The organism is Onishia taeanensis (assembly GCF_003268885.1).
In the GTDB taxonomy this organism is placed as follows: domain Bacteria; phylum Pseudomonadota; class Gammaproteobacteria; order Pseudomonadales; family Halomonadaceae; genus Onishia; species Onishia taeanensis_A.
In genome coordinates, this window is record NZ_QLSX01000013.1 from 26,097 (window position 1) to 47,815 (window position 21,719).

17 protein-coding genes are annotated in these 21,719 nt (G+C 61.3%); 6 read left to right on the forward strand and 11 right to left on the reverse strand.

All coding sequences use genetic code 11. The annotated features are described in order from the left end of the window. Positions 1-75: 75 nt before the first annotated feature. The 7 genes from BCL93_RS15365 to BCL93_RS15395 all read right to left on the reverse strand — a co-directional run bounded on the left by BCL93_RS15365 (position 76) and on the right by BCL93_RS15395 (position 8,534). Positions 76-1,062, reverse strand: a complete 987-nt coding sequence (locus tag BCL93_RS15365; protein ID WP_112056124.1) for a 2-hydroxyacid dehydrogenase — start codon at positions 1,060-1,062, stop codon at positions 76-78. Positions 1,063-1,175: 113 nt separating this feature from the next. Then, positions 1,176-2,165, reverse strand: coding sequence for a sugar kinase (locus tag BCL93_RS15370; RefSeq protein ID WP_112056125.1), 990 nt, complete (start codon positions 2,163-2,165; stop codon positions 1,176-1,178). A 34-nt stretch (positions 2,166-2,199) separates the two neighbouring features. Next, entirely contained in the window at positions 2,200-3,051 is an 852-nt protein-coding gene (locus tag BCL93_RS15375; protein ID WP_112056167.1) for a sugar phosphate isomerase/epimerase family protein, read from the reverse strand. Between the two features lie 91 nt (positions 3,052-3,142). Continuing rightward, positions 3,143-4,192 (reverse strand): LacI family DNA-binding transcriptional regulator, encoded by a 1,050-nt coding sequence (locus BCL93_RS15380; protein ID WP_112056126.1) that lies wholly within the window; start codon positions 4,190-4,192, stop codon positions 3,143-3,145. A gap of 209 nt (positions 4,193-4,401) precedes the next feature. Next, the gene (locus BCL93_RS15385; RefSeq protein ID WP_112056127.1) at positions 4,402-5,490 is read right to left on the reverse strand and encodes an asparaginase domain-containing protein; all 1,089 of its coding nucleotides are present in this window, start codon (positions 5,488-5,490) and stop codon (positions 4,402-4,404) included. Positions 5,491-5,492: 2 nt separating this feature from the next. After that, positions 5,493-6,893 carry an aspartate ammonia-lyase gene (locus BCL93_RS15390; protein WP_112056128.1) on the reverse strand — a complete coding sequence of 467 codons (1,401 nt, stop codon included), beginning with the start codon at positions 6,891-6,893 and terminating at the stop codon, positions 5,493-5,495. Positions 6,894-7,061: 168 nt separating this feature from the next. Continuing rightward, positions 7,062-8,534 (reverse strand): alanine/glycine:cation symporter family protein, encoded by a 1,473-nt coding sequence (locus BCL93_RS15395; protein WP_112056129.1) that lies wholly within the window; start codon positions 8,532-8,534, stop codon positions 7,062-7,064. 140 nt (positions 8,535-8,674) lie between these two features. Between BCL93_RS15395 and BCL93_RS15400 the strand changes: the two genes are divergently transcribed. The 6 genes from BCL93_RS15400 to BCL93_RS17540 all read left to right on the forward strand — a co-directional run bounded on the left by BCL93_RS15400 (position 8,675) and on the right by BCL93_RS17540 (position 17,746). After that, a complete protein-coding gene (locus BCL93_RS15400; protein WP_258396616.1) occupies positions 8,675-10,501 on the forward strand; it encodes a type I restriction-modification system subunit M in 1,827 nt (608 codons plus the stop codon). Further along, a complete protein-coding gene (locus BCL93_RS15405; protein WP_112056131.1) occupies positions 10,491-11,918 on the forward strand; it encodes a restriction endonuclease subunit S in 1,428 nt (475 codons plus the stop codon). The genes BCL93_RS15400 and BCL93_RS15405 overlap by 11 nt, the downstream gene beginning before the upstream one ends. Further along, positions 11,915-12,853 (forward strand): COG2958 family protein, encoded by a 939-nt coding sequence (locus BCL93_RS15410; RefSeq protein ID WP_112056132.1) that lies wholly within the window; start codon positions 11,915-11,917, stop codon positions 12,851-12,853. The genes BCL93_RS15405 and BCL93_RS15410 overlap by 4 nt, the downstream gene beginning before the upstream one ends. Before the next feature lie 96 nt (positions 12,854-12,949). After that, on the forward strand, positions 12,950-16,171 hold the full coding sequence (locus tag BCL93_RS15415) for a type I restriction endonuclease subunit R (protein ID WP_112056133.1): 3,222 nt from the start codon (positions 12,950-12,952) through the stop codon (positions 16,169-16,171). A gap of 54 nt (positions 16,172-16,225) precedes the next feature. Continuing rightward, positions 16,226-17,050 (forward strand): helix-turn-helix transcriptional regulator, encoded by an 825-nt coding sequence (locus BCL93_RS15420; protein WP_112056134.1) that lies wholly within the window; start codon positions 16,226-16,228, stop codon positions 17,048-17,050. Between the two features lie 12 nt (positions 17,051-17,062). Then, positions 17,063-17,746 (forward strand): histidine phosphatase family protein, encoded by a 684-nt coding sequence (locus BCL93_RS17540; protein ID WP_258396617.1) that lies wholly within the window; start codon positions 17,063-17,065, stop codon positions 17,744-17,746. 13 nt (positions 17,747-17,759) lie between these two features. On the opposite strand, the gene BCL93_RS15430 is transcribed toward BCL93_RS17540, so the two are convergent. From BCL93_RS15430 to BCL93_RS15445, 4 genes are all read right to left on the reverse strand, one after another. Beyond that, complete coding sequence (locus BCL93_RS15430) at positions 17,760-18,068, reverse strand: hypothetical protein (RefSeq protein ID WP_112056135.1); 309 nt, start codon at positions 18,066-18,068, stop codon at positions 17,760-17,762. Positions 18,069-18,132: 64 nt separating this feature from the next. Next, positions 18,133-19,197, reverse strand: a complete 1,065-nt coding sequence (gene fba / locus BCL93_RS15435) for a class II fructose-bisphosphate aldolase (protein ID WP_112056136.1) — start codon at positions 19,195-19,197, stop codon at positions 18,133-18,135. Positions 19,198-19,354: 157 nt separating this feature from the next. After that, positions 19,355-20,527 (reverse strand): phosphoglycerate kinase, encoded by a 1,173-nt coding sequence (locus BCL93_RS15440; protein ID WP_112056137.1) that lies wholly within the window; start codon positions 20,525-20,527, stop codon positions 19,355-19,357. 86 nt (positions 20,528-20,613) lie between these two features. Beyond that, positions 20,614-21,687 (reverse strand): type I glyceraldehyde-3-phosphate dehydrogenase, encoded by a 1,074-nt coding sequence (locus BCL93_RS15445; RefSeq protein WP_112056138.1) that lies wholly within the window; start codon positions 21,685-21,687, stop codon positions 20,614-20,616. Positions 21,688-21,719 lie beyond the last annotated feature (32 nt).

Sequence of the window (21,719 nt, forward strand, 5' to 3'; positions counted from 1 at the left end):
TGTCGGTGACGGCTGAGTGAGCCGTTAACTCGGGCCGTTCGCCGAGATATGCCACGGCGAGCGGCTCGGGGGCAATCAGTCGCTGAGTGTTGCCCAGGCTTCGGTGTTAACCGGGCTGATTGGGCGCTGGCCGCCCAGCGCCAGGGTGATGTTATCCGCGGCCCGCTGGGCCATGGCGGTGCGGGTTTCCACCGTCGCTGAACCGATATGTGGCAGCGCCACCACGTTGGCCATTTGCGGTAGCGGTGAGTCCTTGGGCAAGGGTTCCTGCTCGAAGACATCGAGGCCAGCGGCGCGAAACTCTCCCTGCTCGAGCGCTGCGATCAGGGCGGCTTCGTCGACGACCTTGCCGCGTGAGATGTTGATGAATATCGCCGAATGGCGCATCAGCGCGAACTCTCGGGCACCGATCAGACGCTCGGTCTGGGCGCTGAGAGGCACCGTGACGCAGACGAAGTCGGCCACTTTGAGCAGCTCGTCGAGCTCGCAGCGTCGCGCGCCCAATTCATCCTCCAGAGCCGGCTTGGGCGAGGCGTTGGAATACAGAACAGGCATGCCGAAGCCGAGTGCGCCGCGTCGAGCGATGGCGGCGCCAATGCGTCCGAGGCCGACCATGCCCAGCGTCTTGCCGTGAACGTCAGAGCCGAACTGCGCCTCGTCGATGCTTGACTGCCAGTCGCCGCGCTTGACGAAGTCGGCGAGTTCCACGGCACGCCGGGCGGTGGCCATGATCAGCAAGAAGCCGGTATCGGCGGTGGTTTCCGTCAGCACGTCCGGCGTGTTGCACAGCAGGATGCCGCGCCGGGTAAGCTCATCCACCGGGTAGTTGTCATAACCCACCGAGATGCTGGCGATGGCCTCAAGATGCGGTGCCTTGTCGAGCAGCTCAGGGGTGATCTTGAGGCTGGCGCCGACCAGCCCGTGCGCCTGCGCCAAGGCCGCGAGGAAGGCCGGGTCGTCGGCGGATTCCAGTGTGTCGAAATAATCGACGTGGAAGTCGCTGCGCAGCTGGTCAAGCTGGTCGTCGTTAAGGCGGCGAAACGCCACGATGCGCTTTTTCATCTCAATCTCCTTGTGCAAAGGCTGCGGTTTCCCAGGCGTCCGTTCACGTTCGTCGGTTCACTGGTTTTGGATCACTGGCTTCAGTTCACTGGTTTCAATTCAATGGCGTCATTTCACCGGTCTGTGGGCGTGTCGATGAGGGCTTCGAGCTGCTCCAGGCGGGCGCGATGGGGCAGACCCTCCATGTCGCCTCTGACCTGAACCGCCTCGGCGCCGATCAGATTGCCACGATGCAGGGCCTCGCGCGGTGAGCGGCCGTCGAGCAGGGCGCTGATCACACCCACCGCGAAACCGTCTCCGGCGCCGACGGTGTCGACCACCTCAGCGGCGGGGAGGCCGGGCACCATGAGACTTTGTTCCCGGCCGCCAATCACGCCGCGATAGTAGCTGCCCTCAGGGCCTAGCTTGATGATGACCGCCTTGGCGCCGCGTTCAAGATAGAAGTCAGCGATGTCTTGATGGGACGAGAGCCCCGTCAGGCGCTGCCCCTCGGCCAGTCCCGGCAGCACCCAGTCTGACTTGGCGGCCATGGCATTGAGGGTAGTCGCCATCTCGGCATCGCTGTCCCACAGGCTGGGTCGCAGGTTGGGGTCGAATGAGATGCTGGCGCCAGCCTCTCGTGCCTTGTCGAGCATGTGCCAAGAGAGCTCTCTGCAGCCAGGTGACAAGGCCGGTGGAATGCCGGTGGCATGCAGGTGGCGCAGGGCGCCGAAGTCCACCGCTGCCGCATCGTCCGGCGAAAGGTGACTGGCGGCGCTGCCGCGACGAAAGTACTCGACGTGCGGGTCGGCGCCATCAGCGGCGCGCTCCTTGAACACGAGCCCGGTCGGATGTTCCGGGTCATTGATCAGGTATCGGCAGTCGAGGCCTTCGGCTTCCAGGGTTCGACGGATATAGCGACCGAAACCGTCATTGCCGACACGGCTCAGCCAGCCGACGCGCCGACCCAGGCGTGCCAGGCCGATGGCCACGTTGGTGTCGGCCCCGGCGATGCGGCGCTGAAAATGCTCGACGTCGGACAGCTCTCCCTGATGTTCGGCAACGAACATTGTCATGGCCTCACCGAAGGCCAATACCTCTGGTGGCGTGTCGGGTGATCGCATGAAGGCTCCTTTTGTTGTCAGTTGTAGGTGGTTATCAGTCGTTGATGACTGGCGGTGTGCCCGGGTCCTGAACGCAGGCATGTAGCTCTCGCAACCGGTTGAGCTGTCCGCGGGTAAAGTCCTGGAGCTGTGGCGACTGCAAGGGATATTCGATGGCCCGAGTCACGCCCTGAGGAAAGTGCGCCATCAGTCCCTGCCAGCCTTTGAGCTCTTCAGTGTCGGGCACGCTGGCGTGGGGGCGTCCCTGGCTGAATACCACGCCCTTGCAGTGTAGGTAGCGCACATAGGGCCCCAGGCGCTCGGCAGCGGCCAACGGATCGGCGCCTACCCAGTGCCAGTTGCCGATGTCGAAGGTCATGAAGAGCGGACAGCCGGCGGCGTCTGCGTCGGCAAGGCTCGCCGCAAGTGGTGCGACGGTGCCGCCGTCCTGAGTCTGATCATTCTCGACCAGCAGCAGCGGCATATCGGGGGGCGTCAGCCGTTCGTTCAGGCGTTGCCAGGCGTTGGCGCGAGATGAGGGCGAGGCATCAGGCGGGTACTGACCCAGTGAGAATTTCACCGCGACCGCGCCCAGACGCCGGCTTTCTTCCAAGCGGGTCATGAGTCCTGATGCAAGGCTGTCGCCGCTCCAGAGTGCGTCTGCAGCAGAGTAGACCAGGCTCAGTGACTGCTCTGCGCAGGCCTCACCCAGCGCTTCGAAGTCGTCGAAGCCCTCGGGTAGCAGCTCGCGGCGAATCTCTACTCCATCGGCGCCGGCTTCTTTCAACCGGGGCAAAATAGCCGCCTGGCCGTGCTTGGCGATCAGCGTGTGGCCGAATGCCGAGCTGGCGACCAGCACTGAAGGTGGGCCTGAAGCGCTGATGGAGTGCGATGGGAACGTTACCATCGTGGTGCGTGAATCCTGATGAGTGGCCATCATGGTCTCCTGGGGCGCAAAGCGTTGGTCTAGCGAGGCTTAAGCGTTGGTTTAGTGAAGTTTAAGCGGTGCTCGTGGGATGACGTTGGGTCGAGCCGCGGGCTAACAGGCTGGGCTGATAATGGATGCGCCGTGGCGGCGCCGCCTCGCCACGCGACTCCAAGCGCTGCAGCAGGGTCTCCGCGGCGGCACGACCGATATCCTTGGTGGGCTGGGCCAGCGTGGTGATCCCGGGGGTCACCAGTTGGCACCAGTCGAGTTCGTCGATGCCCATCAGTCCGATTGTTCCTGGCATCACGCCCTGGGCCTGCAACGCCCGGGTGACGGCGAGCGTGACGTTGCCATTGGCGCAGAGCAGCGCCTTGGGGCGCTGGGAGGGGGATGCCAGAAAGTCCGTGATGGCCTTCTCGAGTGATGAGGCGTCCTTGTCCAGCGATAGGCTTATCGCCTGCCCCATCAGCCCGCGCCGCTCACGCTGCTGCTCAAAGCGCTCCAGGCGAATCTGGCGTGAACTTGCCTGTGAGGTGGGTTCGCTGAGGTAAAGCAGATCGCCATAGCCCTGCGACGAGAGGTGATCAAGCGCCATGTCGATGGTCCGGGCGTTATCGAGGCCAACTTCGTCGGCCTCGAGTTCACCCAGTGAGCGGTCCAGCAGGACCAGCGGCGTTCCCTGCTCGGCGAGCTGCTTGAGCTCGCGGCTGGGCTGACCGGCGGCATTGATCACCAGACCCTCTACCCGGTAGGCCGCGAGCAGGGCGAGGTGATCGCGCTCTTGAGCCGGGTCGTTGTCGGTGTTGCACACCACCAGTGAGAAGCCCCTCGCCCGGCAGGCCTGCTCGACGCCATGCATCACCGCCACCGAGAAGGGATTGAGAATGTCCGCGACGAGCATGCCGATCAGGCGCGAATGGCCTCCCTTGAGGCCGCGAGCCATTTGATTGGGGCGATAATTCAAGCGCTTGGCGGCACTGGCGATGCGCGTTTGCATCGTTTCCGACAGGCGGTCGCGTTCTCCGCTGAAGTAGCGGGATACGCTGGTCTTGGAGACGCCGGCCTGATAAGCCACTTCGAGAATTGTGGAGCGGCGCGGAGAAGCCTTGGATGACGACATGCTGTTACCCGATCAATGGAACCGTTCCCATTGTAGTCTGTAACTCGTAACCGCTGCTGTCGAGATGAGGTAGACCATGGTCGAGGCATCCATGCCCCGCGATCATGGCCGTTTAGCGTTCGGGAGACTCACTCAGGCGACGGGCTGAGAAAACGGGCTCAGAAGACGTGCTCAGAAGATGCGCTGCTAAGAAGACGCGGGCCGCTCTGTCAGCCAGGACTCATCTCGCCGCGCAGCGGGGTGGCCAGCGCCGCCCGCAGCCCACCGCCCTTGAGGCCATCGGCGATCAGCACCTGCAGCTTGGTCAGCGCCGCCTCGGGGGTAAGATCCGCACCGGCAATCACGCCGGCGGCATTCAGCGCGCCGCCGCTGGCATAGGCGCCCTGAACGACCCGGCCCTGCTGGCACTGGCTGACGTTGAGAATCGCGATGCCTGCCCGGCTTGCCTGCGCCAGGCGGTCGATCAGCGCGCCGTCAAGACTCGGGGGATTGCCCACACCGTAGGTCTGTAGCACCAGCCCCTTGAGGGCCGGATCGCCGAGCACGGCCTCCAGCATGGCCGCTGACAGGCCGGGATGTACTGGCAATATGGCCACCGCGCCGGGCTCAAAGTGACGCGGTGTTACATCCGGGGTGAACGCGGCGGCGGAATCGCCCTTGGTGCGGGAGTCCGCCTCGGGCTGGCCCGGCGCCAACGCTAGGCCGGGCGTGAAGGACAGGGCGATGCCTGCCTCGCCGAGCCAGGGAGCATCGGGGGAGTCGAAGGCATCGAAGCCCTGGCTTCGCACCTTGCGCGCCCGATTGCCGCGCAGCAGCCGGTCGTGAAAGGCGATGCAGACCTCCGGTGGGGCGGCGGGGTCGGCGGCCATCAACAGTGCGGTGGTCAGGTTGTTGATGGCGTCGCTACGCGGCTCGCCGAGCGGGATCTGGGCGCCGGTGAGCACCACCGGCTTGTCGAGGGGCCCGAGCATGAACGACAGCGCCGAGGCGGTGTAGGCCAGGGTGTCGGTGCCGTGCAGCACGATGAAGCCCTGATAGTCGTGCCAGTGCTCGGCCAGTGCCGCGACGATACGGTTCCAGTCCGCCGGGGCCAGATCGGCGCTGTCGATCAGCGGCTCGAGCTCGATGAGGCGGTAGTCGGGCAGCGCGTCCGTGCCATGGTCGCCAAGGCGTGTGCCTGGGCTCCCGCGGAGATGATGCGCCAGGCGGTCGGGAAAGCCTGCGGCCGGCACATAGCCCGTCGCCGAGGGCTGCATGCAGATGGTGCCGCCGGTGTGCAGGATCAGCAGTCGCGACATGGTCAGGCCTCCTGGAAGGGGGCGAGCATGGCCTGGGGGCTTAACAGCCGGTCCAGCTGGGCCTCGTCGAGCAGTCCCTCATCGATCACCAGTTCGCGTACGGTGGCACCGCTGGTAAGCGCCTTGGAGGCGATGCGCGAGGCGTTCGAGTAGCCAATGTGGGGCACCAGCGCGGTGATGATGCCGATGCTGTTATCGACGTGCCGGGCGCACTGCTCGCGATTGGCCTCGATACCCTCGATGCAGCGGGTCTGCAGCATGGTGCAGGCCGAGCACAGCATGCGCATCGAATTGAGCAGGTTGTAGACGATCATCGGCTCCATGGCGTTGAGCTGGAGCTGGCCGGCCTCGGCGGCGAGGCTCACGGCGAGATCGTTGGCGATCACCTGGTAGACGGTCTGGTTGACCGCTTCGGGGATCACCGGATTCACCTTGCCCGGCATGATCGAGGAGCCCGGCTGCATGGCAGGCAGGGCGATTTCGCCAAGGCCTGTACGCGGGCCGCTGGAGAGCAGGCGCAAGTCGTTGCAGATCTTGCCAAGCTTGATGGCGAAGCGCTTGAGAATTCCCGACAGGAAGACGAAGGCGCCCATGTCGGAGCTGGCCTCGACCAGGTTCGAGGCGGGCACGATGGGCTTGCCAGAGAGGGTGGCCAGGTGGCGGACGGCCAGCGCCTGATACTGTGGGTGGGTGTTGATGCCGGTGCCGATGGCGGTGCCACCCAGGTTGACCTCGCAGAGCAGCCGGCAGGCCTCGGTGACGCGCTCGATGTCCTCACCCAGGGTCACGGCGAAGCCCTCGAATTCTTGCCCCAGCGTCATCGGCACCGCATCCTGCAGCTGGGTGCGCCCCATCTTCACCACGTCGGCGAATTCCGCGCCCTTGTGTTCCAGCGCCGTCTTCAGATCGGCAATCGCCTGGGTCAGCGGTTCGGCGGCGAACTGCAGGCTCAGGCAGGCCGCGGTGGGGTAGGCGTCATTGGTCGACTGTGAGCGATTGACGTCGTCGTTGGGATGCAGCTGGGCGTAGTCGCCCTTGGCGAAGCCGAGCCTGGTCAGTGCCAGGTTGGCGATCACCTCGTTGGCGTTCATGTTGGTCGAGGTGCCGGCGCCACCCTGGATCAAATCGACCACGAAGTGCTCGTGCAGGGCGCCGTCAATGATCTCTGCGCAGGCCGCCTGGATGGCCTCGGCCTTGTGCGGCGCCAGCACGCCGACGTCTGCATTGGCCTTTGCCGCCGCCGACTTGACCATCGCCAGCGCGCGAACCAGCTCGGGGAAGTGGCTGATCGGCACGCCGGTGATCTGGAAGTTGTCCACGGCGCGTTGGGTCTGGATGCCGTACCAGGCCTCGCTGGGCAGCGTCATGTCGCCGAGCAGGTCGTATTCTGTGCGTGTTGTCATGGTGTCGTTCACTCAGCAAGCGAAGAATCGAGGCTGTGTCTGAAGAGTCGACGAGCGCAGTACTTTTCAGGCATTGCCTAGGGGGAAAATGACGCGGCCCCGCCCGACCGGGCGGGGCCGCGTGCGCCTTGGCGTGCATCCGGCAGGCAGCGCCGGATGGAGCAGGGCTCAGTCCTTGGCGCTGGCCGGTGTGTTGCCGAGCACGTCATGCATGCGCGCGAGGTCTTCCGGCTCGATTTCCCAGGCCTTGGGGTCCAGGTTCATGTCGGGATGCTGCTTGGCATCGAAGATCGGCTGCTTGATGCCGCCGCGAATCTGGCCGTCGAAGTCCTTGAGGATGCGCAGGCCCGGCTTGAACAGCATGATCAGCGCGATCAGGTTAGCCACCGCCAGAAGGCCCATGGTCACGTCGGCGAAGCCGAACACGGTGCCCAGATCGGTGGTCGCGCCCCAGCAGACCAGCAGCACGATGGCGACGCGGAAGGCGTTGAACAGCGTCTGGTTATCGCGGCTGAAGAAGTTGAGGCTGTTCTCGCCCAGATAGTAGTTGTAGAGGATGGTGCTGAAGGCAAACAGCAGCAGCGCCAGGCTGACGAAGGTACGGCCCCATTCGCCGACGTGGTCGGCCATTGCGGCCTGGGTCAGGGCTATGCCCGCCACTTCATTGGTGGAGGCCGGATCGTAAACGCCGCTGAGCAGGATCATGAAGGCCGTGGCCGAGCAGATGATCACGGTATCGATGAACACCGAGAAGGCCTGCACGATGCCCTGGTTGGCCGGGTGCGGCACATAGGCCACCGCCGCCACGTTCGGTGCGCTACCAAGCCCCGCCTCGTTGGAGAAAAGGCCGCGCTTCACGCCCATCATGATCGCCGCGCCGATGCCGCCACCGATCGCCGGTTCGAGGCCGAAGGCGCTCTTCACGATCAGCGTGACCACGTCCGGAATCTTGTCGATGTTGAGGCCCAGCACCAGCAGCGCGATGAGGATGTAGCCGCCGGCCATGAAGGGCACCAGTACCTCGGAAATACGCGCGATACGCTTGATGCCACCGAAGATGATCAGGCCGACCACCATCGCCAGCGCAAGGCCGCTATAGAGCACCGGCACGCCGAAGGCATCACCGAAGGAAGTGGCCACCGCATAGGACTGCAGGGCGGTGAAACCGAAGCCGAAGGTCACCAGCAGCAGCACGGAGTAGAGCCCAGCCAGCCAGGTCCAGCGGCTGCCCAGCCCCTTGACGATGTAATAGGCCGGCCCACCGCGATAGGTGCCGTCGCCACTGGCCTGCTTGTAGGTCTGTGCCAGGGTGCACTCGAGGAAGCTGGTCGCCATGCCCATCAGGCCGACCATCCACATCCAGAACACCGCACCCGGGCCGCCCAGGGTGATCGCCACGGCGACACCGGCGATGTTGCCGCCGCCGACGCGCCCGGCCACCGACAGCACCAGCGCCTGGAAGGAGCTCAGGTGGCCGTGCTTGTCGCGCTTGAAGGCCTGGCTGGCACCGAGAATCTGGAACATGCGACCGAAGTAGCGAAACTGCACGAAGCGCGAGGCTACCGTGAAGCCGACGCCGACCGTGATCAGCAGCACCAGCAGGACCTTGCCCCAGAGCAAGTCGTTGAGGAAATCCAACATGAAGATGTCTCCGCTATTGTGTTGTTGTGAGCTGTTGTTGCGTGTTGTTCTTGCGAGTCGTCCACGCGATTTAACCAGCCCGCCCAGCACAATGGGATTTGACGCTCTGTTGCGCCCTGGCGCAGTATCATGCGCACCAAGTGCGCCAGACTGCGCCATGTCGGGCAGCGACATGGCCGAGGACTCGAGCTCCTTCCCGGTGCATGCGCTGGCATGACGCCGCTATGCCGGCTGAGAAATGGCGAGAAGCGATAAGGCGCGCCATATCGGCCGCGCCGCGAAATGGACACGATCCCCCGGCCACCACTGACGAGCCAACGTGCATCTTCGTTATACTGTGCGACATTTGCCCGGCATCAGTGCCGGGCGCATTTATTCAGAAGGCAGTGATTGGCATGGCAAAAGCGCAGGCAAAAAAGGGAGCCGCCAAAGGCTTCGAGGAGTCCCTGTGGGACAGCGCCAACAAGCTGCGCGGTAGCGTGGAGTCGGCGGAATACAAGCACGTGGTGCTGAGCCTGATCTTTTTGAAGTTCATCAGCGATAAGTTCGTGCAGCAGCAGAAGAAAGTCGTGCAGGAGTTTGGCGCGGAATACGTCGACATGGTGGATTTCTACGCCAAGGATAACGTCTTCTATCTGCCGGAAGAGGCGCGCTGGAGCCACATTCAAAAACACGCCAAGCAGGATAATCTGGCCCTGGTGATCGACACCGCCATGAGCACGGTGGAGAAGAACAACGTCCAACTGGCCGGTGCCCTGCCGGATAACTACTTCTCGCGGCTGGATCTCAGCGCTGGCAAGCTCGGCTCGTTGATCGACACCATCAACGACATCGACACGGTGACCGAAGAACAGGGCCAGAGCGAAGAAGATATCGTTGGCCGGGTTTACGAGTACTTCCTGGGCAAGTTTGCGGCCAATGAGGGCCAGCGCGGCGGGGAATTCTATACCCCCAAAAGCGTGGTGACGCTGCTCGTCGAAATGCTCGAACCCTATCAGGGCAAGATTTATGACCCCTGCTGCGGGTCAGGCGGCATGTTCGTGCAGTCGCTCAAGTTTATCGAGGCCCACGAAGGCAGCCGCCGGGAAGTCTCGGTCTACGGGCAGGAGTACGCCAACACCACCCGCAAGCTGGCCAAGATGAACCTGGCGATTCGCGGTATATCCGGCAACCTGGGCGAAAGCGCGGCAGACAGCTTTTTCCGCGACCAGCACCCGGACTTGAAGGCCGATTTCATCATGGCCAACCCGCCTTTCAACCAGAGCCAGTGGCGGGCGGCGGCCGAGCTGACCGACGACCCGCGCTGGGCCGACTATGACGTGCCGCCCACCGGTAACGCCAACTACGCCTGGATTCTGCATATGCTCTCGAAGCTGAGCCACCAGGGTGCGGCGGGCTTCGTGATGGCTAACGGCTCGATGAGCTCTTCCACCAGCGGCGAGGGTAAAATCCGCCAGCAACTGATCGACGATGACCTGGTCGAGTGCATGATCGCACTGCCGGGCCAGCTCTTCTTTACCACCCAGATTCCGGTCTGCCTGTGGTTTCTCACCAGCAGCAAGAAGGCCAACGCCGCGAAAGGCTACCGCGATCGAGAAGATGAAACCCTCTTCATCGACGCCCGCCAGATGGGCAGCATGATCAGCCGTAAGCAGAAAGACCTGACCGACGACGATATCGCCACCATCGCCCGCACCTTCCACGCCTGGCGCGGCCAGCCGGAAGCCGGTGCTTATGAAGATATCGCCGGTTTCTGCAAAAGCGCGAGCTTTGATGAAATCAAAAGCCATGATTTCGTGCTCACGCCTGGGCGCTACGTGGGTGCCGCTGAGATCGAAGACGATGGCATTCCGTTCGAGACCAAAATGACTGAACTGACGGCCAAGCTTGGTGAGCAGTTGTCTGAATCGGCAACGCTGGAAAAGCAGATTAGAAAGAATCTGGCGGGGCTGGGTTATGAGCTTTAACGAGATTTTTCCTAATTATCCAAAAGGCTGGCGCTCCTTAACACTCGGTGAGTTGGCAAAGGAAAGCGGCGGGAGTATTCAGACAGGCCCTTTTGGGAGTCAACTGCATGCCTCAGATTATGTAGAGTGCGGTATACCTTCCATTATGCCTAAGAATATTAGCGTTGATGGTGTTTTGAAGGATGAAATAGCTCAAATAAAGCCAGAGGATGCTGAGCGGCTTGCAAAATATAAAGTTCGCTTGGGAGATGTTGTCTACAGCAGACGCGGCGATGTGGAAAAATGCTGTTTGATCACAGAAAAAGAAGATGGGTGGCTGTGTGGGACAGGATGCCTCCGTGTTCGAATTTCTGCAGAGAATCTATTGCAACAATATATTCATGCATACTTATGTCATCCGGCGGTAAGGGATTGGGTTGTAAGACACGCTATTGGCGCAACAATGCCAAATCTGAATACTTCGATTCTTTCTGCTCTTCCAGTTTTGATTCCCTCCACAAAAGAAATGCAGCGTATTGTAGAGATATGGTCTACTGTATCTAAAAAAATAACCCTCAACACCCAAATCAACCAAACCCTCGAGCAGATGGCCCAGGCTCTGTTTAAAAGCTGGTTCGTCGATTTCGATCCGGTGATCGATAACACGCTGGAAGCGGGCAACCCCATTCCCGAGCCGCTGGCCGAGCGCGCCACCCGTCGGCAGGCGATGTGGGCGGCGGGTAGTGAAAAGACTCCCGCACGCCTTCCCGCCGAGACACGGCAACTTTTTCCAGATAGGTTCGAGGAAGATAAGAAGCTGGGGTGGGTGCCGGTGGGTTGGGGCGGAAGCCAAATGGGGAGTGAATTTCATGTTGTTATGGGGCAGGCACCACCTGGATCTTCCTATAATTCAGAAGGATGTGGTCTGCCCTTTTTTCAAGGGCGCGGCGAATTCGGGTTTAGATATCCAAACAAAAGGCTGTACTGCAGCGAGCCTAAGAGATTGGCTGAGCCAGGATCAACCTTGATTAGCGTTAGAGCACCTGTAGGTGATGTCAATATGGCAATAGAAAAGTGTTGTATCGGTAGGGGGTTGGCGGCGCTGTTACATAAAAGTAACTGTGCGGGATATACATATTATCTTATTGGTAGATTGTATCCTGAGTTCAAGGTTTTTGATTCTGAAGGCACGGTGTTTGGCAGTATTAATCAAAAAAATTTAAAGAGCATGCCATGTATTGCTCCATCGAAAGAGCTGGTGAGGTGTTTCGAAGAATCTGTTTCACCCTTAGATAACGAGATTTTGAATCTTTCGCAAAATAATATTTCGTTGGCTCAACTCCGCGACATCCTGCTCCCCAAACTCCTCTCCGGCGAGCTCCAACTGCCGGAGGCCGAAGCCGCCGTCGAAACCGCCCTGGAGGCTGAACCCGCATGAGCCAGCCCACCCGCGTTCAGATGATCATCGAGACTCTTCGGGCCCACCCCGAGGAAAAGTTCACGGCGCGGGAGCTGGCGTTGAAATTTCTCGTGCGCTATCCAGAGGCGATGGCGCAGAAGCAGCAGAACCCGAATTATGCCACCGAAGAGAAGCTAGTCGCCCAGGTGGCGGCGGAAATCGGTGGTGAGCGTACCGTCAAGGCTAAGCAAACGTGTCCTAATGTCGCGACCCGCGATAAGCCGCGTCCGCGCCTCTACTACTGGGAACCCAATCCGGTAGCGGTTGAAGCGCTGGCTGAGACGCCGGCGCCGGAACCTGTAACCGTCGCCGCGCCATCGCCAGCCCTTGAAGAAACGCTTAGCGAGCAGGCGCTTTATCCGCTGCTGATCGAGTTCTTAAATGAAGAGCTTGGTTTGCAGTGCCAGCGTATCAACGAGAAGACCTCCAAGAACAGCAAGGGCAAAAACGGTAATCAGTGGCTGCACCCGGATATCGTTGCTCTACAGCCAATCGATAAAGGGTGGCACCAAGCCGTGCGTGACTGTGTGCGCCACGGCAGCGACAGCGCGATACGGCTGTGGTCATTCGAGGTCAAGAAGGCGCTCTTGCCCGGTAACGTGCGCCAATGTTTCTTTCAGGCCGTCTCCAACTCTAGCTGGGCGCACTTTGGTTACCTAGTGGCAACGGAACTGGGGGATGTCGAAGAGGAACTTCAGATGCTCTGCGCGCTGCACGGTATCGGCGTGCTGCTGCTCAATACGGATTCCCTGTTCGATAGCCAAGTGCTGATCCCAGCGCGGGAAAAGCTCGCCGTTGATTGGCAGTCGGTCAATCGCATCGTCGAGGAAAACCGCGATTTTTATCACTTCATCGAACAGGTGGGAATCTATCAGCAGACCGGCAAGCTGACGAAGAGCGTGTGGAATAAATAACCACTCAAGTCCGCTATCACGAAAGGTTTCAAGGCGGGCGACTATCCGCCGACCCTGTTAAGGTTAAATTAAATTATAAAACTACGGCGTCACTGCATGAAGTTCAACGAGTCAAAGCTGGAAGCTGCGATTATTGCCCTGCTGGGTGAGCAGGGGTTCCCGCACCTTACTGGGGCGAGCATTGAGCGCGCGCCCGATGACGTGCTGATCGAAGCCGATCTGCGCGCCTTCCTGCACGTTCGCTACAGTGATGCCGGCATGACGGCCAACGAGATCGAGTCGGTTATTGCACGTCTGAAAGGCCTATCGTCAGGCGATCTTTACGAGAGCAACAAGACCTTCTGTCGATGGCTTGCCGATGGTTTTCTGCTCAAACGCGAAGACCCGGCACAAAAAGATCTTCACATTCAGCTTTTCGACGATACGGGGCTGGAGGCGCTAGGCGCCCGGCCTGAGGCCGAGCCGCTGTTGCAGGTCGCCGAATCGCCGAATGCTTACAGTGTCGATGCCAATCGCTATGCGCTGGTCAATCAGCTAGCCATAGAAGGCAAAGAGAGCACGCGCATCCCTGACGCGATTCTCTATATCAACGGCTTGCCGCTAGTCGTATTCGAGTTCAAAAGTGCCATTGGGGAACACCAAACCTCCATTTATGAGGCGTGGAAGCAACTCACTGTTCGCTATCGGCGAGATATTCCCCAGCTTTTCGTCTTCAACGCGCTCTGTGTGATTAGCGACGGCGTGAATTCGCGGGTGGGCAGTCTCTTTGCGGCCTACGAGTTCTTCTATAGCTGGCGTAAGGTGACTGGCGACGAGTCTGCCGACAAGGATGGCATCGATTCGCTGCATGCGATGATTCAGGGGTTATTCGACCGGGATCGGCTGCGGCTGGTGCTGCGAGACTTTATCTTCTTTCCGGATAAATCCCCCCAGCAAGAGAAGATCGTTTGTCGCTACCCGCAGTTCTACGCAGCCAACAAGCTCTATCACAGCATCATGGCCGCACAGCGTCCTAAGGGTGACGGTAAGGGCGGCACTTACTTCGGCGCTACGGGCTGCGGCAAGAGCTATACGATGCAGTTTCTCGCTCGGCGCTTGATGAAGAGCCTGGCGTTTGAAAGCCCTACCATTGTGCTGATTACTGACCGCACCGATCTGGATGATCAGCTCTCAAGGCAGTTTACCAATGCACGCGGCTATATCGGTGACAACACCATTGTTGAAGTGGAAAGCCGCGCGCACTTGCGTGAGCTGCTGGCCGGTCGGCGCAGTGGCGGTGTCTTTCTCACCACGATTCACAAGTTCACCGAAGACACGCAACTGCTCACCGAGCGCAGCAACGTGGTCTGCATCTCGGATGAGGCGCATCGTAGCCAGATCAACCTGGATCAGAAGGTGCAAATCACCGAGCAGGGGGTGCGCAAGGCTTTCGGGTTCGCTTTCTACCTGCATCGTTCGCTACCCAATGCCACCTACGTGGGCTTCACTGGTACGCCGATCGACGCCACGCTGGATGTGTTCGGTGAGGTGGTCGACAGTTACACCATGAGCGAGTCGGTCCAAGACGGGATCACCGTGCGTATTGTTTACGAGGGTCGTGCCGCCAAGGTAACGCTGGACGATGCTCGTCTGCGTGAGATCGAAAGCTATTACGAAGAGTGTGCCAAGGCGGGCAGCAACGAGCATCAGATCGAGGAAAGCAAAAAGTCGATGGCCTCGATGAACTCGATTCTGGGCGATCCGGATCGCATTCGGGTGCTGGCCGAGGATTTCGTTGCTCACTATGAACGCCGTCTGGAAGAAGGTTCCACCGTGTGTGGCAAGGCGATGTTCGTCTCCAGCAGCCGCGAAATCGCTTGGCAGCTCTATAAGGCCATCAAGGTGCTTCGACCCGAGTGGTTCGAGCTCAAGATCCATGAGGAGGGCTGCGAACCGACCTCGGCGGAGCGCGACAAGCTCAAGCCGATGGCGCGGGTGAACCTGGTGATGACGCGCGGTAAGGACGATGAAAAAGCACTTTACGATCTGCTGGGCAGCAAGGAGTACCGCAAGACGCTGGATCAGCAGTTCAAGAAGGACAAATCCAACTTCAAGATCGCGATCGTGGTGGATATGTGGCTCACCGGCTTCGATGTGCCGAGCCTAGACACGCTCTATATCGACAAGCCCGTTCAGCGCCACAACCTGATTCAGACCATTTCACGAGTCAATCGCAACTACGCGAATAAGAAGAAAGGGCTGGTGGTCGATTACATCGGCATCAAGCGCCAAATGAATCAGGCCCTCGCTCAGTTCTCTAAAGCCGACGAAACCAGTTTCGAGGATATTCAAACCTCGCTGATCGCCGTAAAGAACGACCTGGACCTGCTGGCCAAGCTCATGCACGGCTTCAATGATCACGCCTATTTCAAGGGCGAGCCCTTGGCGCAGCTCGACTGCCTAAACCGTGCCGCCGAGTTCGTGTTGAGTGTGGGCAAGCGCGAGAAGCGCTTTATGGCGTTGGTAAAGCGCCTCAAGGCTGCCTATGACGTCTGCTGTGGCAGCGAACAACTCAGCCAAACCGAACGGGACCGGATTCACTTTTATCTTGCGGTACGGTCGATCATCTACAAACTGACTAAAGGTGATGCGCCGGATACGGCACAAATGAACGCCAAAGTGCGCGAGATGATCAGCGAAGCGCTGCGTGCCGATGGCGTCGAAGCGGTGTTTGCGATGGGCGAGGAGAGTGCCGATACCATCGATATTTTCGATGAGGATTACCTGGCGCGCCTGGAAAAGATCAAGTTGCCCAATACAAAGATTGAGCTATTGAAACAGCTATTGGCGAAAGCGCTCAATGAGCTCAAGAAGACCAACCAGCACAAGGCCATCGAGTTCTCGAAGAAGTTTCGCTCTCTGGTTGATCTATACAACGAACGCAAGGAAGAAGACGCCTTTACCAGTGAGGTACATCATGAAGCGGTCGATAGCTTCCTGGAGCTCATGGAGCAGCTAAAGCAAGAGATGGGGTCGTTTGAAGAGCTGGGCATCACCGTCGAGGAAAAGGCGTTCTACGATATCCTCAAGGCCGTGGCCGTGAAGTACCAATTCCCTTACGAGGAAGAGCGGCTCATAAAGCTGGCCTCGGCCGTCAAGGCGGTGGTAGATGACAAGGCGAAGTATCCCGACTGGAATAATCGCCAGGATATCAAGGCGGCGCTACGTGTCGAGTTGATTATGTTGCTCTCGAAAAACGGCTACCCGCCGGTAACGCATGCGGAGGTCTATCAGTGTGTATTCGAGCAAGCAGAGAACTTCAAACATCATCGCCTCTAGCTGAAAGGCCGATAGCGATAGGTTAACCAGGGCTCAGCGTAAACAGGACTCGACATGCATGATGATTTTGCGGCCAACCTTCGCCTGCTGTGCAGCTATTACCGCTCCATCGCCGAGGTGTGCCGGCGGCTCGATATCAACCGGCCGCAGTTCAACCGCTACCTGAGCGGCCGTTACCGGCCCAGCGACAGCATCATGCGGCGCATTTGCGACTTCTTCGGGGTCGAGGTTCACGAGATCCTGCTGCCCCATGACGACTTCATGCCGCTGATCAGGCAGCGCCCCCGGCCCGCCGAGGAGTCGGTTGAAGAGCTCGACGAACCGCACAGCTCGCTGAGCTTGCCCGATGCGCTGCTCAGCCAGGGCAGCCGCGGCATGTCGCGCTATGTTGGCTGCTACTACGAGCACTATCTCTCCATGTCGCAGCCCGGCAAGGTGCTGCGCACCCTGGTCTGCCTGGAATCCCACGAGGGCAGTACCCTCTATCAGCGCACCGAGCGAATGACCTCTGCAACCGACCAGCGGCCCTACCACAACCGCTATCGCGGCGCCGCGTTGTTCCTGACCGACCGCATCTTCATGGTCGATTACGAATCGCTCAACGGCCACGAAGTCACCCAGACCATTCTGTTCCCCAGCTTTCGCAGCCATGTCTCGCGTCTTACCGGGCTCAAGCTTGGCGTAGCCGATAGCAGCGAGCGCATGCCCTGCTGCGTGCGGGTGGTCTATGAGCGACTGAGCGAACCGGTCAACCCACGCCGCGCTCTGGCGCGCTGCGGTCTCTTTGAGCTCGACGACCCCGAGCTGGACCCTTCCCTGGTCGAGGCCATTCGCAACGATGTCGGTGATGATGAATGGCACTTCCGCGCCCGGTTCTAAACGAGGCCCCAGGTGGTATGGACTAGGCTGAAGGCACGACGCTACTTCTGCCGCTACGACGGCATGAATGGCCACCCGCTCTTCACCCGTGAGGTCCCGATGATTCGACGCCCGACGCTATCGCTGCACGCCTTTTCGATGCTGGCGCTGCTCTTACTGGCCGCCATCGGCTTGGTCGCGCCTCGTGACGCCGAGGCGCAAGAGGACAACGCCGCTTGGGCCGCGCTTGCCAGTGGCGGTCACGTTGCCCTGATGCGCCACGCTTTGGCGCCCGGCACCGGCGACCCAGCGGGCTTTGCACTGGATGACTGCGCCACCCAGCGCAACCTTTCCGCGGAGGGCCGTGCCCAGGCCCGCGCCATCGGCGAGCGGTTTCGTGAACGGGGTATCGCGGTGACTGAGGTGCGCGCGAGCCGCTGGTGCCGCTGCCTCGACACCGCCGAGCTGTTGGGGCTTGGCGAAGTGATACCTACCCCGGCACTTGACTCCTTCTTTCGCGATCGCGGTGCCGCCGAGCGGCAGACCCGCGAACTAGGCGAGCTTATCGACGCCTGGAACGGCGAGGGAGCGTTGGTACTGGTCACCCATCAGGTCAATATCACCGCACTCACCGGCGTTTATCCGCGCTCCGGCGAGATTCTGGTGCTGGCGCCTGAGGGTGGCGCACTCGAACTGGTGGGGCGGCTCAAGAACTGAGACGCTAAAGGCATTATTCGGGCAGGTTATGGCAGTTGTCGCGATACTGCGGGGCATCGGTGCCCAGCGCCAGGCTTTCGGTGGCGGTGTTGTAGTAGAAGCGGCCAGTTTCGTCGCCTGACAGCGCATAGTCGCCGCAAACGCCATAGCCCTTGTTGACCCGCGCCAGGTGGGAAATCTCGGTCGGCGCCTGGCTGTCGAGACGTTCGCTGATCAGCTCGGCGATATGGGCATCGCGCTTTGCCTCGGAATAGGCCTGGCCACCGAAGATCATACCGGCAACGGCGAGGATGGCGACGACGGGAATCCAGAGGTTATGCATGGCGGGTCCTCAAAGGAGAGCCTCAAAGGGTGCCCACCGGCGCAAGGCCGGTGGGCGATAGGGCTTACTTGACCTTGGGGTCCAGTTCGCCGCGCTCGTAGCGCTTGAACATTTCTTCCAGGTTGACCGGCTTGATCTTCGAGGCGTTACCGGCGGTGCCGAAGGCTTCGTAGCGGGCGATGCAGACATCGCGCATGGCGCTGACGGTTTCCTTCATGAACTTGCGCGGATCGAACTCGGCCGGGTTGTTGGCCAGGAAGCGACGTACGGCGCCGGTGGAGGCCAGACGCAGGTCGGTGTCGATGTTGACCTTGCGCACGCCGTGCTTGATGCCTTCGACGATCTCGGAGACCGGCACGCCGTAGGTCTCGGGGATGGCGCCGCCGTACTCGTTGATGATTTCGAGCCATTCCTGCGGCACTGAGGAGGAGCCGTGCATCACCAGGTGGGTGTTGGGGATGCGGGCGTGGATTTCCTTGATGCGCTGGATCGAGAGGGTGTCGCCGGTGGGCGGCCGCGTGAACTTGTAGGCGCCGTGGCTGGTGCCGATGGCGATGGCCAGGGCATCGACGTGGGTCGCCTTGACGAAGTCGGCGGCCTCTTCCGGGTCGGTGAGCAGCTGGTCGTGATCGAGCTTGCCTTCCGCGCCGATGCCGTCTTCCTCGCCGGCCATGCCGGTCTCGAGGCTGCCCAGGCAGCCCAGCTCGCCTTCGACGGAGACGCCGCAGGCATGCGCCATCTCGACGGTGCGACGGGTCACGTCGACGTTGTATTCATAGCTGGCCGGGGTCTTGCCGTCTTCGCCGAGAGAGCCGTCCATCATCACCGAGGAGAACCCTAGCTGGATGGAGCGCTGGCAGACCGACGGGCTGGTGCCGTGGTCCTGGTGCATGGCGATGGGGATATGCGGGAATTCCTCGATGGCGGCGAGGATCAGGTGGCGCAGGAAGGGGGCGCCGGCGTACTTGCGGGCCCCGGCGGAGGCCTGAACGATGACCGGGGAGTCGGTCTTGTCAGCCGCTTCGAGGATGGCGCGCATCTGCTCGAGGTTGTTGACGTTGAAGGCCGGTACGCCGTAGCCGTGCTCGGCGGCGTGATCCAGCATTTGGCGCATGCTGATAAGTGCCATGAACTCACCTGTTGTACATAAGGACGGCGTGGCTGGGCCACGCCGTGAAGATCAAGGGATGTGGGGTACTGGTTAGTGTCTCAGTGACTATCTCACTGACTATCTCACTGACTATCTCACTGACTATCTCACTGACTATCTCAGTTGACTGCCTGGGTTATTTTGCGGCCTCGAAGGCATCGCGAAGCGCCGTGACGGCCGGCAGGGTCTTGCCTTCCACGTACTCGAGGAAGGCGCCGCCGCCGGTGGAGATGTAGGACACCTTGTCGGCGATGTCGTACTTGTCGATGGCTGCCAGGGTGTCGCCGCCGCCGGCGATGGAGAAGCCGTTGCTCTCGGCGATGGCCTTCGACAGAGCTTCGGTGCCGTGGCCGAACTGGTCGATCTCGAACACGCCGACCGGGCCGTTCCACAGAATGGTGCCGGCGTCCTTGAGCAGGCCACCCAGGCGGGAGGCGGTGTCGGGGCCGATATCGAGGATCATCTCGTCGTCCGCCACCTGGTCGACCGGCTTGGTCACCGCGGAGGCGTTCTCCGAGAACTCGGTGGCGACCACCACGTCGGTGGGCAGCGGGATCTCGACCTTGGCCATCAGCGCCTTGGCCTGGTCGACCAGGTCGGCTTCATGCAGAGACTTGCCGACGTTGTAGCCCGCCGCGGCGATGAAGGTGTTGGCGATGCCGCCGCCGACGATCAGCTGGTCGCACTTCTCGGAAAGCGCGGTCAGCACGTCGAGCTTGGTGGACACCTTGGAGCCGCCAACGATGGCCACCATCGGGCGTGCCGGCTTGGCCAGCGCCTTTTCCAGGGCTTCGAGCTCGGCGGCCAGCAGCGGTCCGGCGCAGGCGGTTGGCGCGAAACGTGCCACACCGTGGGTCGAGGCCTGGGCGCGGTGGGCGGTGCCGAAGGCATCCATCACGAAGATGTCGCAGAGCTCGGCATACTGCTTGGACAGCGTCTCTTCGTCTTTCTTCTCGCCTTCGTTGAAGCGCACGTTCTCGAGCAGCACGACTTCGCCATCAGACACGTCGACGTTGGCGCCAAGGTAGTCCTTGACCACGCGCACCGGGCGCTCGAGCAGCTCGCCGAGACGTTCGGCGACCGGCGCCAGAGAGAATTCCTCGGCCGGCTCGCCTTCGGTGGGACGCCCCAGGTGGCTCATCAGCAACACCTTGGCGCCCGAGTCGCGGGCCGCCAGGATGGTCGGCAGACAGGCGCGCAGCCGTGCATCGCTGGTAACGCGGCCGTTCTTGATCGGCACGTTGAGATCTTCGCGGATCAGCACGCGCTGACCGGCGAGGTCCAGGTCGGTCATCTTGCGAACATTCATCGGGGCAGTGTCCTCTGGGTTGCAAGCCAGGTGAGAGAGACGGAAACGGCGCTCATACCGGGGCCTTCAGGCATTTCCTTGCCGGGTCATCGCTCGTCGATCGTGGGAACAACGCCTAGCCTTGCCAGCCGTTCGGTGACGTCGAGCATGCGGTTGGCGTAGCCCCATTCGTTGTCGAACCAGCACAGCATCTTGATCAGCCGGCCGCCGGCGACACGGGTTTGGGTGGCGTCCACGATACCGGAGCGCGGGTCGTGGTTGAAGTCGACCGAGGCCATGGGCTCCTCGGTGTAGCCCACCAGGCCCGACAGGCGCTCGTGGCAGGCTTTCTTGAGCAGCGCGTTGACGGCTTCGGCCGTGGTGTCGCGGCGCACGCAGATGGCGAGATCCATGGCCGAGACGTTGATGGTCGGCACCCGCACGTGCAGGCACTCGAAGCGATCCTTGAGGTGGGGCATCAGGCGGTTGATGCCCCGGGCCAGCCCGGTGTCGACCGGCACGATCGACTGCATCGCCGAACGGGTCAGACGCAGGTCGGTCTGGTGGTAGGCGTCGATCACCGGCTGGTCGTTCATCGCCGAGTGAATGGTGGTGGTCACGCCGTGCTCGACGCCCAGTGCCTCGTCGAGCATGGTCAGCACCGGCACCAGGCAGTTGGTGGTACAGGAGGCGGCGGAGACGATGCGGCAATCAGGCGTCAGGTCGGCGTCGTTGATGCCGGTGACGATGGTGGCATCGACGTCGCTCTCGGCGGGCTGGGAAAACAGCAGGCGCTTGGCGCCGGCGTCGAGGTGACGGCTGGCCGTGGCGCGGTCCTTGAAACTGCCCGAACACTCGATCACCAGATCGATGCCCAGTGCCTGCCAGGGCAGGCGATCCGGGTCTTGCTCGCTGAGCACCTGGATCGGCCGATCGTTGATGTAGAGATGGCCATCGCGGCCCTCGACCTGGCCGGGAAAGCGCCCGTGGGTGGTGTCGTAGCGCGTCAGGTAGGTGATGGTGTCAAGATCGGAAAGCTCGTTGATCGCCACCACCTCGAGGGTTGGTGAGGCGTCGCCCGGCGAAGCGTCGCCAGGCGCCTTTGCCTGGCGCTCGGTCAGCGCACGCAGCACGCATTGGCCGATGCGGCCATAGCCGTTGATGGCGATCCGATAGGCCATGGGACGAGGCTCAGCTTCCACGATGTCGGTTC

What these genes read in the sequence shown, in the direction of transcription:
- BCL93_RS15380 (WP_112056126.1), bottom strand. Translation starts at nt 4,192, where the DNA reads ATGTCGTCATCCAAGGCTTCTCCGCGCCGCTCCACAATTCTCGAAGTG.
- BCL93_RS15430 (WP_112056135.1), bottom strand. Translation starts at nt 18,068, where the DNA reads ATGCATAACCTCTGGATTCCCGTCGTCGCCATCCTCGCCGTTGCCGGT.
- BCL93_RS15415 (WP_112056133.1), top strand. Translation starts at nt 12,950, where the DNA reads ATGAAGTTCAACGAGTCAAAGCTGGAAGCTGCGATTATTGCCCTGCTG.
- BCL93_RS15390 (WP_112056128.1), bottom strand. Translation starts at nt 6,893, where the DNA reads ATGACAACACGCACAGAATACGACCTGCTCGGCGACATGACGCTGCCC.
- BCL93_RS15420 (WP_112056134.1), top strand. Translation starts at nt 16,226, where the DNA reads ATGCATGATGATTTTGCGGCCAACCTTCGCCTGCTGTGCAGCTATTAC.
- BCL93_RS15370 (WP_112056125.1), bottom strand. Translation starts at nt 2,165, where the DNA reads ATGCGATCACCCGACACGCCACCAGAGGTATTGGCCTTCGGTGAGGCC.
- BCL93_RS15395 (WP_112056129.1), bottom strand. Translation starts at nt 8,534, where the DNA reads ATGTTGGATTTCCTCAACGACTTGCTCTGGGGCAAGGTCCTGCTGGTG.
- BCL93_RS15410 (WP_112056132.1), top strand. Translation starts at nt 11,915, where the DNA reads ATGAGCCAGCCCACCCGCGTTCAGATGATCATCGAGACTCTTCGGGCC.
- fba (WP_112056136.1), bottom strand. Translation starts at nt 19,197, where the DNA reads ATGGCACTTATCAGCATGCGCCAAATGCTGGATCACGCCGCCGAGCAC.
- BCL93_RS15375 (WP_112056167.1), bottom strand. Translation starts at nt 3,051, where the DNA reads ATGGTAACGTTCCCATCGCACTCCATCAGCGCTTCAGGCCCACCTTCA.
- BCL93_RS15385 (WP_112056127.1), bottom strand. Translation starts at nt 5,490, where the DNA reads ATGTCGCGACTGCTGATCCTGCACACCGGCGGCACCATCTGCATGCAG.
- BCL93_RS15445 (WP_112056138.1), bottom strand. Translation starts at nt 21,687, where the DNA reads ATGGCCTATCGGATCGCCATCAACGGCTATGGCCGCATCGGCCAATGC.
- BCL93_RS15365 (WP_112056124.1), bottom strand. Translation starts at nt 1,062, where the DNA reads ATGAAAAAGCGCATCGTGGCGTTTCGCCGCCTTAACGACGACCAGCTT.
- BCL93_RS15440 (WP_112056137.1), bottom strand. Translation starts at nt 20,527, where the DNA reads ATGAATGTTCGCAAGATGACCGACCTGGACCTCGCCGGTCAGCGCGTG.
- BCL93_RS15405 (WP_112056131.1), top strand. Translation starts at nt 10,491, where the DNA reads ATGAGCTTTAACGAGATTTTTCCTAATTATCCAAAAGGCTGGCGCTCC.